This is a genomic window from Microbispora sp. H10830 (assembly GCF_014161375.1).
In the GTDB taxonomy this organism is placed as follows: domain Bacteria; phylum Actinomycetota; class Actinomycetes; order Streptosporangiales; family Streptosporangiaceae; genus Microbispora; species Microbispora catharanthi.
Genome location: NZ_JABBWX010000008.1, coordinates 129203 through 144914 on the forward strand (window position 1 = coordinate 129203; position 15712 = coordinate 144914).

A 15712-nucleotide genomic window follows, 5' to 3' on the forward strand; every position below is an offset into this window, starting at 1 on the left:
CACACCCGAATGGCGGGGGTGGCCGCCCATCTGCCGGAGACCACAATGAGCACGGCTGAGCTGGAAGACCGGCTCGCCGATCGCAACCCCACCCTTGATCTGCCCCGAGGGCTGATCCACGACCACAGTGGAGTCCGGCGCCGGCACATCGCCCTCCCTCACGAGAAACCGTCCGACCTGGCGGCGCACGCCGCCCGCCGGGTCCTGGAGGACAACGGCCTACAGGCCGCCGACCTCGACCTGCTCATCTACGCGGGAGTGTCCTCCGACGCCGTAGAGCCGGCCACCGGACACGTCGTCGCCGCCAAGATCGGGGCCTGCTGCCCGGTGTTCGACGTACGCAACGCCTGCAACAGCGTGCTGAACGCCATCCAGGTGGCCGACGCGCTGATCTCCGGCGGCCGTCATCGGCGGATCCTCGTCTGCTGCGGAGAACTGCCCACCGCCGGCACACCGTGGACCCTGGCCGACGCCGAGGAGTACGTCACCGTCGCCGCGTCTTACACCGTCTCCGACGCCGGCGCCGCGTTGCTGCTGGAGGCCGGCGCCGAACCGGGGGTGCTCGCCCACCGGTTCTCCGCGTACTCCGCCGGATGGCAGGCGGCGGTATCCGCGGTGGACAACCTCACCAGCGACCCGTGGGCGGGCCGGCCCGCCATCGGGCCGCTCATCGTCGACTCCGTCGAGTTGGTGCGCGGCATCGAGAACATCGATTACGCCGTCTTCCACAAGCCCCTCGCCGATCTCGGGCTGACCTGGGACGACTTCGCGGCCATCTGCGTGCACCAGGCGACGCTGCCGACGCTGTGGTGGTTCTGCGACCAGGTGCGCATACCTCAGGGCAAGGTCGTCGTCACCATCGCCCAGCACGGCAACCTCGTCGCGGCGACGCTGCTCGTGCAACTGGCGCGGGTGGTCGCCTCGGGACGGGTGCGGCGCGGCGACCTGGTCGCCCTGGTCGGCCTGGCCAGCGGGGCCAGTGCCGGAATCGTGGTCGTGCGGTGGTGATCCGGTGACCGCACAGGCGACCCCTCCCAGCGAATCCGGGCCGAGCGGCTCCGGCCCGGGCGAGCCGGCCGGCGAACTGATCGTCCGCGCCGAGCGCTGGTTCCGGGAGCAGCCCGACGTGATCGCCTGCCAGGTCGGTGGCCGCACCCCGGCGGCCGTCACCTACGGGCAGATGTCGCGGTCGGTGGACCGCACCGTCGCGGTCCTCGCCGGGGCCGGGATCCGCCCGGGGATGCGTACCGGCCTGCTGGTGCCGCCGGGTCCGGACCTGGGCGCGCTGGCCGTCGCCCTGGTGCGGCTTCGCGCGGTACCGGTGCTGGTCGATCCCGGGCTGCCGCTCGACGCGATCAAACGCTGTCTGCTCCAGGCAGCGCCCGAGGCGTTCATCGCGATTCCCGCCGTGCAGCTGGCCAGGAGGCTGCTGGGCTGGACTCCTGACGTCCGCGTGTCCATCACGGTCCCCTCGCGGCGACCCCGCGGCTCGGCGTGCCCGTCAGACACAGGGCCGTCGGGCGAGCCGGGCCGGTGGCACCCCGCCGGGCCCCCTGCCGGCCCCGACGACCTGGCGCTGATCGCCTACACCTCCGGATCCACCGGCCCGCCCAAGGGCGTGCCGCTGCGTCACCGGCACCTGGCCGCGCAGCTCGACCTGCTGGGCGCGCTGGGCACGGTGGAACCGGGAACGCCGGTGTTGTCGACGTTCGCGCCGTTCGCCCTGGGAGCGGCGGCGTTCGGGGCGACTGTGGTGATCCCGGACATGGACCCGCGGCGTCCGGTGCGGGCCGACCCGGCCGCCCTGGTCGCCGACATCCGGCGATATCGCGTGGCCGGGATGTTCGCCGCTCCCGCGCTGCTGGACCGGCTCGCGCGTCACTGCGCCGCCCGTGATCTGGTACTGGACACGCTTTGCGACGTGGTGTCCGCCGGGGCGCCGCTGCCGATGCCGGTGATGGACCGCCTGCGCGGCTGCCTGCGCGACGACGCGCGGATGCTGTCGGTGTACGGCGCCACCGAGTGTATGCCGGTGGCCGCGATCGAGAGCCGCCTGCTCGCCGAGCACGCCGAGGCCACCGCCGCCGGGGCGGGCACCTGCCTGGGTCCTCCACTCCCGGGCACCGAGGTACGCGTCATCGCCGTCAGCGATGACCCCATCGAACGATGGAGTGAGGATCTGGTCGTGCCGCCCGGGACCATCGGGGAGATCACCGTGGCCGCCCCTACCGTCAGCGACCCCTACCTGGACGATCCGGAGGCCACCGCGCTGGCCCGGATCGGCGACGGGGACCGCACCTGGCACCGGATGGGTGACGTCGGCCGGTTCGACGAGCAGGGAAGGCTCTGGTTCGCCGGACGCAAATCGGAACGGGTCCGCACCGTCGGCGGCGACCTGTACACCGACCAGGTCGAACCCGTCTTCGCCGCCGTGCCGGGGGTCCGCCGCACCGCACTGGTCGGCGTCGGTCCCGCCGGCGCCCAGCGTGCGGTCCTGATCGTGGAGTGCGAATCGGGATCCCGGGGCGGCTCTCGTGTGAAGGCTCGTATGAAGGCTCGCGTGAAGGCCGAAATCCTGGACGTGGCGGCCTGCCGACCGCACACCGCCGAGCTTCGGGAGGTGCTGTTCCACCCGGGATTTCCGGTCGACGCCCGGCACAACAGCAAGATCCGCCGGCACGAGCTCGCCGTGTGGGCCGCGCGACGCGTACGGGCGGGCAGACGATGAGGGTCCTGGTGACCGGGGGCGGCGGCTTCCTGGGCGAGGCCGTCTGCCGTCGGCTGGCCGCCCGCGGTGACGACGTGCACGCTCTTCAGCGACACCGCAGCCCCGTGCTGGCGGCTCTCGGGGTCACCCAGCACCTGGCCGACGTACGTGACCGCGCGGCGGTGCTGGCCGCCGTCGGCGCATGCGAGGCGGTCGTGCACTGCGCCGCGAAGGCCGGCGTACATGGACGGGACCGGGACTACGAGGAGATCAACGTGACAGGGACGCGGAACGTGCTGGACGCGTGCGCGCGTCACGGGGCACGCCTGGTCCACACGTCCTCGCCGAGTGTCGTCCACGACGGGCGGGACCTGGAGGGAGTGGACGAGTCCGTGCCCTATGCCCGCCGTTTTCCCGCCGCCTATCCGCGGACCAAGGCCGAGGCCGAACGGCTCGTCCTCGCCGGTGCCACGGCGGGGCGGGTGACAGCGGTCGCGTTGCGTCCGCATCTCATCTGGGGGCCAGGGGATCCGCATTTCCTGCCCAGGCTGGTGGCACACCGCCGCCTGCTGTGGCTGCTCGGCGAGACCGACAAGACCATCGACACGGTCTACATCGACAACGCCGCCGACGCCCACCTGCTCGCTCTCGACCGGTTACGTCCCGGCTCACCGCCGACCGGCCGGGCCTACTTCATCACCCAGGGCCGGCCCTGCGGTTTCGGGGAATGGCTCAACCTGCTGCTGCGCGCCGCCGGGCTGCCTCCGGTGACACGCCGGGCACCGGTCGAACCGGTCCTGCGGGCGGCCCGGCTGCTGGAGCAGGCTCGCCGGCTGCCGTGGGTGCGGCACCTGCCACCGCTGATGTTCCTGGTGGAGCAGGCCTCGACGGCGCATTGGTTCGACATCTCCGCGGCCCGTCGCGATCTCGGCTACGAGCCCCGGGTGAGCATGGCGGAAGGACTGGCCCGGCTCACCGCCCACCTGTCCGCGGAGAACGCCCGGTGACCGAATTCCCGGACTACCCGTTCACCTCCCGGTGGTTCGCCCACCCGCGTCGTGACGGGCTGCGCCAGCACTACCTGGACGAAGGGGCGGGCCGGCCGGTGCTGTTCCTGCACGGGAACCCTTCCTGGAGTTACCTGTGGCGGCGGCCCATCCTCGCGCTGCGCGAGGAGTTCCGTTGCGTCGCCCCTGACCACATCGGCATGGGCCTGTCGGACAAGCCGGGAACCGACCGTTACCCCTACGACCTGGCCGCCCGCGTGGACGACCTGGACGCCTTGATCGATCACCTCATCACCGGCGGCGTCGCCCCCGAACACGGGTGGACACTCGTCCTGCACGACTGGGGCGGGCCGATCGGCATGGCCTGGGCCTGCCGCCACCCCGGCCGGGTCGCCCGCCTGGTCGTGCTGAACACCGCGGCCTTCCCCAACCCGCGCGGCGAACACGTACGTCCTCTGCTGCGGCTGCCGTTCCGGGTGCTGCGCGACACCCGGCTGGGAACCCGCCTGTTCCTCCGCCACAACCTCTTCGCCCGCGGCGCCACCTGGCGTCCACTGGGAGTCCGGCGCCGGATGCCCGCTCCGGTGCGCTCGGCGTTCCTGGCCCCTTACGACCGGCCCGAGCACCGTGTGGCCGTCCAACGCTTCGTTCAGGACATCCCGTTGCGCCCCGGCGACCCTTCCTGGCCCGTTCTGCAGGCCACCGGCACGTCGCTGGCGCAGTTCGCCGACCGGCCCATGCTGATCGCCTGGGGACTGAGCGACCCGGTCTTCGACCGCGCCGTGCTGAGCGAATGGCGACGGCGTTTCCCCGCCGCCCGGACTCTCCTGTATCACGGCGCGGGCCACTACCTGCTGGAGGACGCCCACGCCGACCTCGTCCCCGCTATCCGCTCATTCCTGCGCACCCCGCCTCGTACCGATGGCTGACACGTACTCCCACACGTCGACGGCGACGACCACCACGACCAGCAGGCACAGCGCGCCCAGAGCGGGGACGAGCCGGGCGACCGGCAGCAGCGCCGGCATGAGCACGGCCCCGGCCAGCCGGATCCGGGGCACCGAGCGCGAGATGCGCCATCCCGTGTAGGCGAGGGTGGCGACGAAGAGCGCGCAGCCCCCGAACAGCAGGACGGCCGGCGTGCCGCCCAGGTGGCGGCCCGGCCAGTGCACGGCCTCCCCGACGCCGTACGCCACGCAGACGATGCCCCCGATGAGACCGAAGTGCGCGTACGTGAGGACCTGCCGCACGGTGTCCGCGGGCACCCGCGAGGTCTCGACCGCGTGGTGCACGGCGTCGGCGGCGAACTCGAAGTACATCCACCACAAGCCGCCGACCAGCACGAACGCGACGGCCACGGCCACGCCCACGCCGGTGTCCAGCGCGCCGTGGGCCGCGGCGGGGGCGCCGAGCGCGACGACCGACTCGCCGAGCGCGATGATCAGCAACAGGCCGAACCGTTCGGACAGGTGCGCCGGATGGAACCGGACGACCCGGCCCACCCGCCTGCGGGTCAGCGCCGGCGCGGCGACGTCGACCACGGCCGCCGCCGTCCACAGCGCGACCTGCCGGCCGCCGCCCAGCGCCGCCCCGGCCAGCCGCAGCGGCGCGGCCACGAACACGGCGACGCTGAACGGGTTGGCGAACCACCCACGGGTGCGGGCCACCAGGACCAGCAACAGCGTCCGGACCGCGAGGTAGGAGACGGCGAACAGCATCGCCCGCTCGCCGTACGCGCCGGGGATGGCCAGCGTCATGAGCAGGCTGCCGAGCCCGGCGGCCAGGATCCCGAAACGGTCGAACGCGTTGTCGACGTCGCGGGTGTTCGTGTGAACCGACGTGCTCACCCAGACCCAGTAGATCGGGACGAAGAGCACCAGTGCCCGGCCCAGCCCGGCCAGGGAGTGGTCCGCGTGTAGCGAGGCGGACAGCTGCGTGACGGCGAAGACGAAGACGAGGTCGAAGAACAGCTCCGCCCAGGTGACCCGCTTGCCCGCCGGCGTTCGCGCCGCGTGATCGGCCGCCGGGGCGTCCGCGGTCACGAGCCGGAACCGGTCCGAAGCGAGCGGACATATCTCATGATCAGCAAATATAGCCGTCTTCGCCCGCGGATCGTGGTCACCGTCACCAGCGTCCGCGGTCAGTACATCTAGCCCTTCCCGCCCGGCGCCGGGGAGGCCGGTGACTGTTCGTCTGGCAGCAGATACCGCCAGGAGAGCACGAAGGTCGTCCCCGAGCTGGTCGCGAAGAGCGACCGGCCGTACTTCTGCTCGGCGGGGACCGCCTTGGTGATCGCACTCACCGCCGCCCCCTCGACGTCCTTCTGCCAGACCGGGTCCACCACGCCGGAAGGCTCCGGAACGCCCTCGGGCCAGGGCGCCGGTTTGCCCTCCGCCGACTCGGCCCCTTCGGCGACCACCCGGACGCGGGTGGCGACATAGTCGGCGCCCTCCGCGGCGGCCCGGGTCGCTAGGCCCTCCATCAGCTTCTTCGCGTCCACCAGCTGCTTCGGGTAGAAGTCCGCGAGCTGTTCCAGGGCCGGAACCCGGACCTCCAGCATCTTCCCGTCCTTCCCCCGTACGCCGAGGACGGTGTCCGGCACGTCCGTCACCGACGGAGCGCCCGGCTTCGGCTCCGCGGTCGGCGGCTGCCCCGTCAGGTATTCCTCCATCCGCGCGACCACCTCGCCCGCCTCGGCATCGGTGAGCTTCATCTGCTTGCTCGCGTCGGCGATCACCAGGCCGTCGCCGTACAGCACCAGCCTCGGCGGACGCAGCGCGTTCATGGTCGCGGTCACGAAGCCGCCTTCCGCGCCCCACAAGGCGACCGGCTTCGCCGGCCCGTCGGCGGCCGCGGCCGCCGACGTGTCCGGTTCCACTCCTCCGCAGGCCGCGGTCAGCGCCGTCACCGCCGTCACCGCCATCAGCAGGATCATTCGCAGTCTCATGCCTCGAACACGTAAGCACCCTCGCCCTGGTTCACCCTCTGGAGGCGCGGCGTTGCTGACGCTTCGTTGAACGGAATAATGTCGGCGCATGCCAAGGGGAACCTCAGAAGTCAGTGAGCCGATGTACTTCGTGCTCACCGCCCTACGCGCCGGCCCGCTGCACGGCCATGCGATCAGCAAGTCGATCAAGGAGCTGTCCCGAGGCCGGGTCCAGCCGTCGGTCGGCACCCTCTACGGCATCCTGGAGCGCCTGAACGAGCGAGGCGTGATCACCGTGGACAGAGAGGAGACGGTCAACGGCCGCAGCCGGCGTTACTTCCGGATCACCGACGAGGGCCAGGCGCTGGTGGAAGCCGAGGCCAGGCGCATGCACGAGGCCGCCCAGCTCGTGCTGCGCCCCACCACATGACCACCACCGCTCCCGAGTCGACGACCGCCCTCGAACGTCGCTATCGCAGGCTGCTGCTCGCGTATCCGCGGAAGTATCGTGCGGCGCACGGCGACGAGCTGCTCGACGTCCTGCTGGAGTCGGCCGAGCCCGGCAGGACGGTCCCGGTGCCCAGGGAGGCGTGGGGGCTGCTGGCGGGCGGCGTGCGTAGCCGCATCGCCCACCAGGCGACGGGCAACGCGTGGGCCGACGGCCTCCACCTGGGCATCACGGCCGTAGCGGCGGCGAACCTGGCGGCGCTGCTCCCCTACCTGGGCGCGATGCCGTGGTGGACGCTGCTGTCGGCGCTGGCGCTGCTCGCTATCCTGCGCGGACGGCCGCTGCCGGCGTTCCCGTTCACCCTCGTCACCGGCGTGAAGGCGGTCGCGGTGGCGGGAGGCCGGCAGGCGTTCGACCTGACGCTGGTGCCGGTGGACCCGTCGTTCCTCACCGACCGCCCCCTGTTCGCGGACAGCAGCCCCTTCGCCGTGGCCTCACGGTACGCGGTGGTGCTGCTCGGGTTGCTGGTGCTCGCATCGAGAAGGCAGGAGGCGCCACGGGTCCGGTCATGGTGGTGGTACGCGGCCGCCGTGGCCGTCGCGTGGGCAGGTCCTCGGTGGATGGAGGAAATCACGGGGTTCCCGCTCAGCCTGAGCAGGCTGGCGGTGGAGACGGCGGCGTTCGGGCTGGCCGCGACGGGCTGCTATCTGACCCGTGACCACCGGTGGGCGCTCGCGTCGGGCATCTACCTGCTGGTGACGTCGGTCGAGCTGGCCACGCACGCCGAGCAGCTGACCAGGCAGCACCTGGCCTACTGGGGCGTGCTGGCCGTGCTGCTGCTCGGAGCCGCCTGCGCACCTTTCCGACAACGGCGGCATTGTCTGGATTGACCATGCTTCGTTAAACGGAGTATGTTCTCTCGCCATGACGAGGAAGACGCTGCCTTCTGCGTTGCTGGCCTTGGCCGTCCTTTGCGGCTGCGGGGGCGCCGCGAAGACCGCCGCCACACCCGCACCCGGCACGGCGGCCAAGGACAAGAAGCACCGACTCGAAGCGGCCAAGGCCGACTGCATGAAGCAGAAGGGCTTCAAGTACGTCCCGTACGTGTATCCGGAGCGGAAGGGCACCGAAGAGGGGCGCCGTCGAGAAGCGGGCGATTATCAGGCGATGCGGAAGTATCGCGAAAAATACGGGTTCGGCGTCTTCGCCATGCACGTCTACCCCAAAGAGATGCGCAACCCGCAGGTCAAGCCAGACAACCCCGGCGAGGTCGACCCCAACTGGAAGATCCAGTCCTCACTCTCCAAGGCGCAGAATCAGGCGTACCGGAAGGCGATGGAAGCATGTGAGATCACGACAGCCAACCAGCTCTTCGGCCTGAAGCTGCGACCGGGCACGAGCTACTTCCAGGAGGCGGGCGAGGCATCGAACCGGGCCGTCAGGACCACGGTCAACAGCGACCCCGAGCTGGTGGAGCTGGCCACCGCCATGGCCACATGCCTGAAGGGCAGGGGCTACGCGATCGCGGACACCACGCCCGCGGCCATGGAGCGCCGCGGCTGGACAGAGTTCGCCGCCCAGGAGGACAAGCTGGGCAGGGCACAGATGGACGACGTGCCCGACGTCGCACCTCCCCCGAAGGAGGACGAGGTGCCGATGATCCACTCGCCGACGCTCACCCCCGAGCAGGCCCGGCCGTACCTGACCAAGGAGATCAAGGCGGCCCTCGACGACCTGGAGTGCGGCAAGGACTTCTACCCCGCCTACCTCCCGAAAGAGGCGGCGATCAGAGGACGGGTCAACGAGCAGTACGGCATCTGAATGAAGCCGCGCAGGCTCCTCGCCGGCGTCGTCGCCGGTGTCGTGCTCGTCGCCGGGGCGGGGTGGGCGGTGAGCACGCGGTTACGCTCCCCCGCCGACGAGGCGGCCCGCCGGGCCGCGCCCAAGGCCTCGCTGGTCACCGCCGCCGTCGAGCGCCGCACGCTGGTCAGCACCGTCGTGGTCAGCGGCACCCTGGAGTACGGCTCGCCGCTGCCGATCAGCCTGGCCGGCGTGGTCGGCGGCACGACCGAGCTCCAGCGGGCCACCCGGGCGCCGCGCCGGGGCAGGCTCAAGGAGGGCGCGGTGCTGATGGAGGTCAACGGCCGCCCGGTGTTCGCGCTGCGCGGCTCCGTGCCGATGCACCGGACCATCGCTCCCGGCACCAAGGGGGACGACGTCCGGCAGCTCCAGCGGGCGCTGCGCCGGCTGGGGTACGGCGCTCCCGTCACGGGCGTGTTCGACGGGGCCACCATCGCGGCGGTCACCCGGATGTACACGAAGAAGGGATACGAGGCCCAGCGGCCCACGCCGGCGGACCGGCAGCAGTACGACACGTTGCGGAAGGCCGTGCAGACCGCCCGGGAGACCCTGGCGACCGAGCGGCAGAACCTGGACCGGGGACGTGACGTGCGGCCGCTGACGATCAGGCTCGCCAACGCCAAGGCGGACCTGGCGTCGGCCGAGCGGGCGCTCGAGGAGGCCGAGTCTCAGCAGCTGACGCCCGAGGACGAGGGCAGGCTGGCGGCGGCGGACGCCGCCGTGCGCGCGGCGGAGGAGAAGCTCGCGCAAGCCGAGCAGGAGCTGGACACGGCCAGGAACCCGGCCACCTCGGCCACCACCGCCACGCCTCAGCCCGCCGCGGCACCGGGGCCCACCGCCTCCGCCGACACGAGCCTGCTGGAGCTGCGGGTCGAGAACGCCAGGGCCGATCTGGCCGCGGCCCAGGAGGCGCGAGGACGGACTATGGAGGAGGCGCGGCAGGCCAGGGACAAGCGGCTCGAGGAGTCGCGCAGGGCCGTGCGTTCCGCGAAGGAGGCCAGGGCCACGGCCGAGCAGGCGCTGCGCCAGGCCAGGCAGCTCTCCCCCACCAGGCTCAAGGTGGCCGACGCCCGGAAGGACGTGGTGGCGGCCAAGGAGATGCTGGCCGAGTTCACGCGTACGTACGGGACCTCCGTTCCGCCCGGCGAGGTCGTGTTCCTGCCGAAGCTGCCGGCGCGGGTGGAGAAGGTCTCGGTGAAGCCGGGCCAGCAGGTCGAGAGGGAGATCGCCACGGTGACCGGCTCGGCGTTCGCCGTGACCGGGTCGGTCGAGGCGACGGAGTCCGACCTGCTGCGGGTGGGCATGGAGGCGAGCATCGAGCTCGACACCGGCAAGACGTGCGAGGCGACGCTCACCGCCGTCGGCGACCAGGCCAGGATGCCCGGCGCCGAGGCGCCACCCGACGGGGCGCAGCCGGTCCTGCTCACACCCGTCTCGATGAAGGGGCTCAAGGCGGGGACCGCGGTGACGGCGCGGGTGACGGTGGGCGCGACCAAGGAGCCGGTGCTGGTCGTGCCCGTGGCGGCCGTGGTCACCGCGGCCGACGGCAGGGCGCGGGTGCAGGTGGAGTACGCCACCGACAGGACCAGGGAGGTCGAGGTCCGCACGGGCCTGACCGCCGACGGGAACGTCGAGGTCACCGGCGCGCTCAAGGAAGGCGACCGGGTGGTGGTCAGCGGTGCCTGAGGCGGTGATCTCGCTGGTGGACGTCGTCAGGGAGTTTCCCGCACAACCCCCGGTCCGGGCGCTCGACGGCGTCACGCTCCGGGTCGGCAGGGGCGACTACCTGGCCGTCGTGGGCCCGTCGGGCTCCGGCAAGTCCACACTCCTGAACGTCCTGGGCCTGCTCGACCGTCCCAGCTCAGGCAGCTACCGGCTCGACGGCACGGAGACCACGACCTTGCGCGACGGCGCGAGGACCAGGTTGCGCGGCGACCGGATCGGCTTCGTGTTCCAGGCCTTCCACCTGCTCTCCCACCGCAGCGTGGTGGAGAACGTCATGCTCGCCGAGGTCTATCGGAAGAAGGGACGCGGGGGCAGGCGGGAGAGGGCCCTGGCGGCGCTGGAGCGAGTCGGCCTCGGCCATCGGACGGGATTCACGCCCGATCGGCTGTCCGGGGGCGAGCGCCAGCGTGCGGCCATCGCCAGGGCCCTCATGGGCGATCCGTCGCTGCTGCTGTGCGACGAGCCCACGGGCAACCTCGACAGCCGCAACACGCAGGCGGTGCTGGACCTGTTCGACGAGCTGCGGCAGCAGGGTCTGACGATCGTGGTCATCACCCATGAGCAGGAGGTCAGCGAGCGGGCCGGGCGGCGGGTCCGGATCACCGACGGCGTGCTGGTGGAGGAGTGACATGCACGTACGCGACCTGATCGAGGAGTCCGTGGCCGGCATGCTCGCCAGGCCGGTGCGCTCGGCGCTCACGACTCTCGGGACGGTGCTCGGCATCACCACGCTGGTCGTCACGCTCGGCGTGGCCGCCACCGCGGGCAACCAGATCGTCGGCCGCTTCGACGCGCTGGTGGCCACGGCCATCACGGTCGAGGTGCCCGAATCGCCGAACGCGCCGCTCGTCGAGTGGGACGCTATCGACCGTCTGACCAGGCTGCGCGGCGTTGAGTCCGCGGCGGCGGTGGCCGAGTCGAAGGACGGCGCGAACGTGCCGGTGCGCTCCAACGACATCGTCGACCCGACGCGGGTCACCACGCAGTCGCTGACCGTGCTGGCCGCGACGACCGGGCTGCCCGAGGCGGCGCGCGGCAGGATGGTGCGGGGCAGGTTCTACGACATCGGCCACATCCGGCGGCATGACCGGGTGGCGGTGATCGGCGACCAGGCCGCCAAACTGCTCGGCGTCACCCGGCTCGACCGGGCGCCGGCGATCTTCATCGGCAAGCACGCGTACACGGTCATCGGGATCCTGGGGGACCTGCGCCGCGAGCGCGATCTGAGCACCGCCGTGCTCGTGCCGCCCACCGTGGGCAGGCGGTTCGGGCTGCGGGACGTCACCAGGGTGCTGGTCAACACGAGCCTGGGCGCCGCCGAGCTGATCGCCCGTCAGGCGCCCACCGCACTCAGCCCGGGAAACGGCGACATGCTGCGGGTGGTCGCCCCGCCCAGCCCGACGAGGGCGCGTGACCGGGCGGAGGACGACGTCAACGCGCTCTTCCTGATCCTCGGCCTGGTCTCGCTCGTCGTCGGCGCGGTCGGCATCGCGAACGTCACGCTCGTCACGGTGATGGAACGCGTACCGGAGATCGGCCTGCGCCGCTCACTCGGTGCCGCCAGGCGGCACATCGCGGCCCAGTTCCTGCTGGAGTCGACGCTGATCGGCCTCACGGGCGGCGTGATCGGCGCCGCCGTGGGCATCGTCACCGTCGTCGCGGTGTCGGCCGCCAGGCAGTGGACGCCCCTCCTGGACCTGCGGCTGGCGGTGGCGGCCCCGGTCGCGGGGGCAGCGGTGGGGCTGCTGGCCGGACTCTATCCGGCCCTGAGGGCGGCCGGGATGGAGCCGGTGGAGGCGCTCAGGTAGCGCTGTGGACAGCGGACAGGAACCGCACGAGCACACCGCCTGATCCCCGGTCTCGGCACGAAGCGCTTTGCGCGTTCGATCGCCGGACAGCAGGGTGGTCCGGCCAGCAGAGTGGTCCCGGCCAGCAGGGTGGTCCGGCCAGTCTTCCGCGTTGGTGAACTCTTGAACAGTTCACGATCGAGCTGTTACCGTCACCAACCAACTCTAACGGCTTGATTCGGGGCGATTTCGGGCTTACGGAATCGGGGCCAGCCAGACCGCGGCAATGGTGCCGCGGTCTCACCGTTCTAGGAGCAACGCATGCAGCATGCCCTGCCCAAGCGACGCCTCGCGGCCACCGCCGCGGCGTTCGTCATGGTGGGTGCCGCCTTCCTCGGAGGCGCGACCGACTCGGCCAGCGCGGCCACCACCGACGAGCCGACGTCGACACCGGTCAACGTGGACATCCCCGACGGGATGCTCATGAGCTACGTCGTCAACGCCCGGATCGCCAACCCCGGCCAAACTCGTCTCGTCGAGCGCGCGGTCGAGGCCGCCGGAGGTGTCGTCGTCCAGTCCTGGCCCGAGATCGGCGTGGTCGTCGCCCACTCCGACCGCGCGGCCTTCCGCGTGAACGTCACCGCCAAGGGTGGCAACGCGGTCGCCTCCGTCGGCGCCACCCGCACGGCCGGGGTCTCCGAGGGGACGCCGGCCGACCTGGCCCCGCCGTGGGGCCCCGGCGCCAACGGATACAAGAAGGGTGCCAAGAAGCCGGTCAACGGCGACATCCCGTCCGACCCGCAGCCTGGCGAGAGCCTCGACCCCAACGAGGGCGCCCAGTGGGACATGCAGATGATCAAGGCCCCGCAGGCGCAGGCGATCTCCGACGGCAACCGCAACGTCCTCGTGGGGGTGCTCGACAGCGGCATCTCGCCGACACACCCGGACCTCAAGGCCAACATCGACGTCGCGAACTCGGTCAACTGCAGTGACGTCGGCCGTCCGGACCAGACGCCGTTGGCGTGGCGCCCGACGACGAGCGACCACGGCACGCATGTCGCCGGCACCATCGCCGCCGCCCGCAACAACGTCGGCATCGTCGGCGTCGCGCCGAACGTGCGCCTGGCGTCCGTCAAGGTCGTCAACGACGACGGCTACATCTACCCGGAGTACGCCGTCTGCGGCTTCATGTGGGCGGGCCTGAAGCACATGGACGTCACGAACAACTCCTACTACGTCGACCCGTTCGAGTTCTGGTGTGACGACCAGCCCGACCAGGCCGCCAGCAAGGAGGCGGTCCGGCGCGCCGTGGAGTGGGCCACCACGCAGGGCGTCGTCAACGTCGCCGCGGCGGGCAACTCCAACTACGACATGGCCAACAAGACCGTGGACACGGGCAGCCCCAACGACGCGCCGAAGCCGACCGTGCGTACGATCAACAGCGGCTGCAACGACATCCCGGCCGAGCTCGACGGTGTCGTGACGGTCGCGTCCCTGCAGCGCGTGGGCACCACGCTGGACAGCGTCCGGTCGTCCTTCTCCAACTACGGCCTCGGCAAGATCGACGTCGCGGCTCCCGGCTCGTCGATCTACTCGACGACGTGGAACACCCGGACGGGGGTCGACGGCTACGGCACCAAGAGCGGCACGTCGATGGCGAGCCCGCACGTCGCCGGCGTCATGGCGCAGATGAAGTCGGCGCACCCGTCCTGGTCGCCGGCCACGATGCTCAGCGAGCTAAAGGCGCGGGCCGTATCCAAGCCGTGCCCGCAGAACACCGCGGCCTGCACCGGCACGGACGACGACAACAGCTTCTTCGGCGCCGGTGTCGTCGACGCCCTCGCAGTCGTCAGGTGAACTGACCCTGGTGTCACCTGAGTGACACCACCGCTCTGGGCCTGCACCGTCATGACGGTGCAGGCCCATCGCCATACCGCGCCAGGAGTCGGACGGTGCGAGGAGCGGGCCCCGGGCCGGTGACGGGCAGGGGCCTTCGGGGGGCGCGTGCGGGTTTTGCGAAAGAGTGGCGCGGGAACGGCGTTGCGGCGTGTAGTGTCGGAGCAGAGGTTGTGTCGAAGTCCCAGTATGCGTTAAAGCGCTTGCTGAGTTTATGACAGCGGGCGTTACCGTATGGAGCCGAGGCTTTCCCAAGGCGGTCGGTCGCAGCAGCCCGAGGATCACATCCGTGGCCCTCGAGATCGTCTCATCAAGGAGAAAGCATCATGGCTCAGGGAACCGTCAAGTGGTTCAACGCCGAAAAGGGCTTCGGCTTCATCGCCCCCGACGACGGCACCCCGGACGTCTTCGTCCACTACTCGGCCATCGACGCCGGCGGCTACCGCTCGCTGGAGGAGAACCAGCGGGTCGAGTACACCGCGGGCCAGGGCGCCAAGGGCCCGCAGGCCGAGCAGGTTCGCCCGCTCTAAGCAACGCTTCACCGGCGATGCCGGGCGCACTGAGACGTGGCCCGTCATCCGACGGCATAAGGCCCCGGGCTCCTCACGGAGTCCGGGGCCTCGTCATGCGAACGCACGATCTTCATCGGCCGAGATCCGCTGGGGACGACCCGCCGCAACACCGCCCGGCCAACCCGGCGAACATTCATGGTCACCCCACCAGCCGGCCGTGAGCACAACCAGGATTTCAACCTGGTGGGCGGCGACATCACACCGATGAACCGGGGCCTTACCGGCTATGCGGCACCAGGTCGTGCTGTCGTCCGCCGGCTCAGCGGTTGGTCCACAGGTGCCAGAACCAGTCGCCCTCGGAGCAGGTGTAGTGCTCCCAGTGGCCTCGGTCGATCCCTCCCTGGCCGGCTGCCACACAGCTGGAGTGGCTCGTGAACCAGTCGCGGTACACATCGTCTCCGGCGGGCCGCTGGGCGGCGCCGCCGTCCTGAAGCGCGGCTACGCCCGGCGGCAGTTGCGCCGGCAGGGTGGCCGCCGTGGCGGGCAGGGCGACGGTGCCGACTGCGAAGACCAGGGCGGCGGCGCCGGCCAGGCGGCGGGCGAGAGCGGGAACGCTGGACAGCGTCAAGAAAGCCTCCTCGGCAGTTGTGGTGTCACCCCCAGATCTTGATGCAACTTTCCGTTACTGAACAACTACCCAAAGTGACATAGTCGGCTGTCGGCTGGCCGGCTTCTGTTCACCCGCGCCGGGATCCGGCCCACGCGAGCCACGAGACGTCGCCCATCCCGTGATCAGCCACTGTCCGTGCTCGCCGCCGCGGCGCTCACCCTCCGCGCCTCCCCG

Annotated in this window: 15 protein-coding genes; 12 read left to right on the forward strand and 3 right to left on the reverse strand. The window is 71.2% G+C overall.

Annotated elements, in window-relative coordinates:
- Nucleotides 1-45 precede the first annotated feature (45 nt).
- From HHX35_RS21210 to HHX35_RS21225, 4 genes are read left to right on the forward strand one after another with little or no spacing between them, the layout of a single operon-like run.
- Nucleotides 46-1008, forward strand: a complete 963-nt coding sequence (locus HHX35_RS21210) for a 3-oxoacyl-ACP synthase III family protein (protein ID WP_182900492.1) — start codon at nucleotides 46-48, stop codon at nucleotides 1006-1008.
- 4 nt (nucleotides 1009-1012) lie between these two features.
- Entirely contained in the window at nucleotides 1013-2728 is a 1716-nt protein-coding gene (locus HHX35_RS21215; RefSeq protein WP_220505705.1) for a fatty acid CoA ligase family protein, read from the forward strand.
- Entirely contained in the window at nucleotides 2725-3714 is a 990-nt protein-coding gene (locus tag HHX35_RS21220) for an NAD-dependent epimerase/dehydratase family protein (RefSeq protein WP_182900493.1), read from the forward strand. Before HHX35_RS21215 ends, HHX35_RS21220 begins: the two co-directional genes overlap by 4 nt.
- Nucleotides 3711-4643: an alpha/beta fold hydrolase gene (locus HHX35_RS21225; protein ID WP_182900494.1), complete on the forward strand. Its 933-nt coding sequence runs from the start codon at nucleotides 3711-3713 to the stop codon at nucleotides 4641-4643. Before HHX35_RS21220 ends, HHX35_RS21225 begins: the two co-directional genes overlap by 4 nt.
- Here HHX35_RS21225 and HHX35_RS21230 read toward each other — a convergent pair.
- Both HHX35_RS21230 and HHX35_RS21235 read right to left on the reverse strand, forming a co-directional pair.
- Nucleotides 4608-5756 (reverse strand): low temperature requirement protein A, encoded by a 1149-nt coding sequence (locus tag HHX35_RS21230; RefSeq protein ID WP_182900495.1) that lies wholly within the window; start codon nucleotides 5754-5756, stop codon nucleotides 4608-4610. The two genes, HHX35_RS21225 and HHX35_RS21230, sit on opposite strands and share 36 nt — an antisense overlap.
- Before the next feature lie 107 nt (nucleotides 5757-5863).
- Entirely contained in the window at nucleotides 5864-6661 is a 798-nt protein-coding gene (locus tag HHX35_RS21235; RefSeq protein ID WP_182900496.1) for a hypothetical protein, read from the reverse strand.
- A gap of 88 nt (nucleotides 6662-6749) precedes the next feature.
- On the opposite strand from HHX35_RS21235, the gene HHX35_RS21240 reads away from it, so the two are divergent.
- The 8 genes from HHX35_RS21240 to HHX35_RS21275 all read left to right on the forward strand — a co-directional run bounded on the left by HHX35_RS21240 (nucleotide 6750) and on the right by HHX35_RS21275 (nucleotide 14886).
- The gene (locus HHX35_RS21240; RefSeq protein WP_182900497.1) at nucleotides 6750-7070 is read left to right on the forward strand and encodes a PadR family transcriptional regulator; all 321 of its coding nucleotides are present in this window, start codon (nucleotides 6750-6752) and stop codon (nucleotides 7068-7070) included.
- Entirely contained in the window at nucleotides 7067-7978 is a 912-nt protein-coding gene (locus HHX35_RS21245) for a hypothetical protein (protein WP_182900498.1), read from the forward strand. Before HHX35_RS21240 ends, HHX35_RS21245 begins: the two co-directional genes overlap by 4 nt.
- A 34-nt stretch (nucleotides 7979-8012) precedes the next feature.
- A complete protein-coding gene (locus HHX35_RS21250) occupies nucleotides 8013-8909 on the forward strand; it encodes a hypothetical protein (protein WP_182900499.1) in 897 nt (298 codons plus the stop codon).
- Nucleotides 8910-10634, forward strand: coding sequence for a peptidoglycan-binding protein (locus HHX35_RS21255; RefSeq protein ID WP_182900500.1), 1725 nt, complete (start codon nucleotides 8910-8912; stop codon nucleotides 10632-10634).
- Nucleotides 10627-11301: an ABC transporter ATP-binding protein gene (locus HHX35_RS21260; protein WP_182900501.1), complete on the forward strand. Its 675-nt coding sequence runs from the start codon at nucleotides 10627-10629 to the stop codon at nucleotides 11299-11301. Before HHX35_RS21255 ends, HHX35_RS21260 begins: the two co-directional genes overlap by 8 nt.
- A gap of 1 nt (nucleotide 11302) precedes the next feature.
- Nucleotides 11303-12481: an ABC transporter permease gene (locus tag HHX35_RS21265; RefSeq protein ID WP_182900502.1), complete on the forward strand. Its 1179-nt coding sequence runs from the start codon at nucleotides 11303-11305 to the stop codon at nucleotides 12479-12481.
- A 300-nt stretch (nucleotides 12482-12781) separates the two neighbouring features.
- Nucleotides 12782-14317 carry a S8 family serine peptidase gene (locus tag HHX35_RS21270; protein WP_182900503.1) on the forward strand — a complete coding sequence of 512 codons (1536 nt, stop codon included), beginning with the start codon at nucleotides 12782-12784 and terminating at the stop codon, nucleotides 14315-14317.
- Between the two features lie 365 nt (nucleotides 14318-14682).
- On the forward strand, nucleotides 14683-14886 hold the full coding sequence (locus tag HHX35_RS21275) for a cold-shock protein (RefSeq protein ID WP_139577431.1): 204 nt from the start codon (nucleotides 14683-14685) through the stop codon (nucleotides 14884-14886).
- 301 nt (nucleotides 14887-15187) lie between these two features.
- On the opposite strand, the gene HHX35_RS21280 is transcribed toward HHX35_RS21275, so the two are convergent.
- On the reverse strand, nucleotides 15188-15496 hold the full coding sequence (locus tag HHX35_RS21280) for a hypothetical protein (protein WP_182900504.1): 309 nt from the start codon (nucleotides 15494-15496) through the stop codon (nucleotides 15188-15190).
- Between the last annotated feature and the right edge of the window lie 216 nt (nucleotides 15497-15712).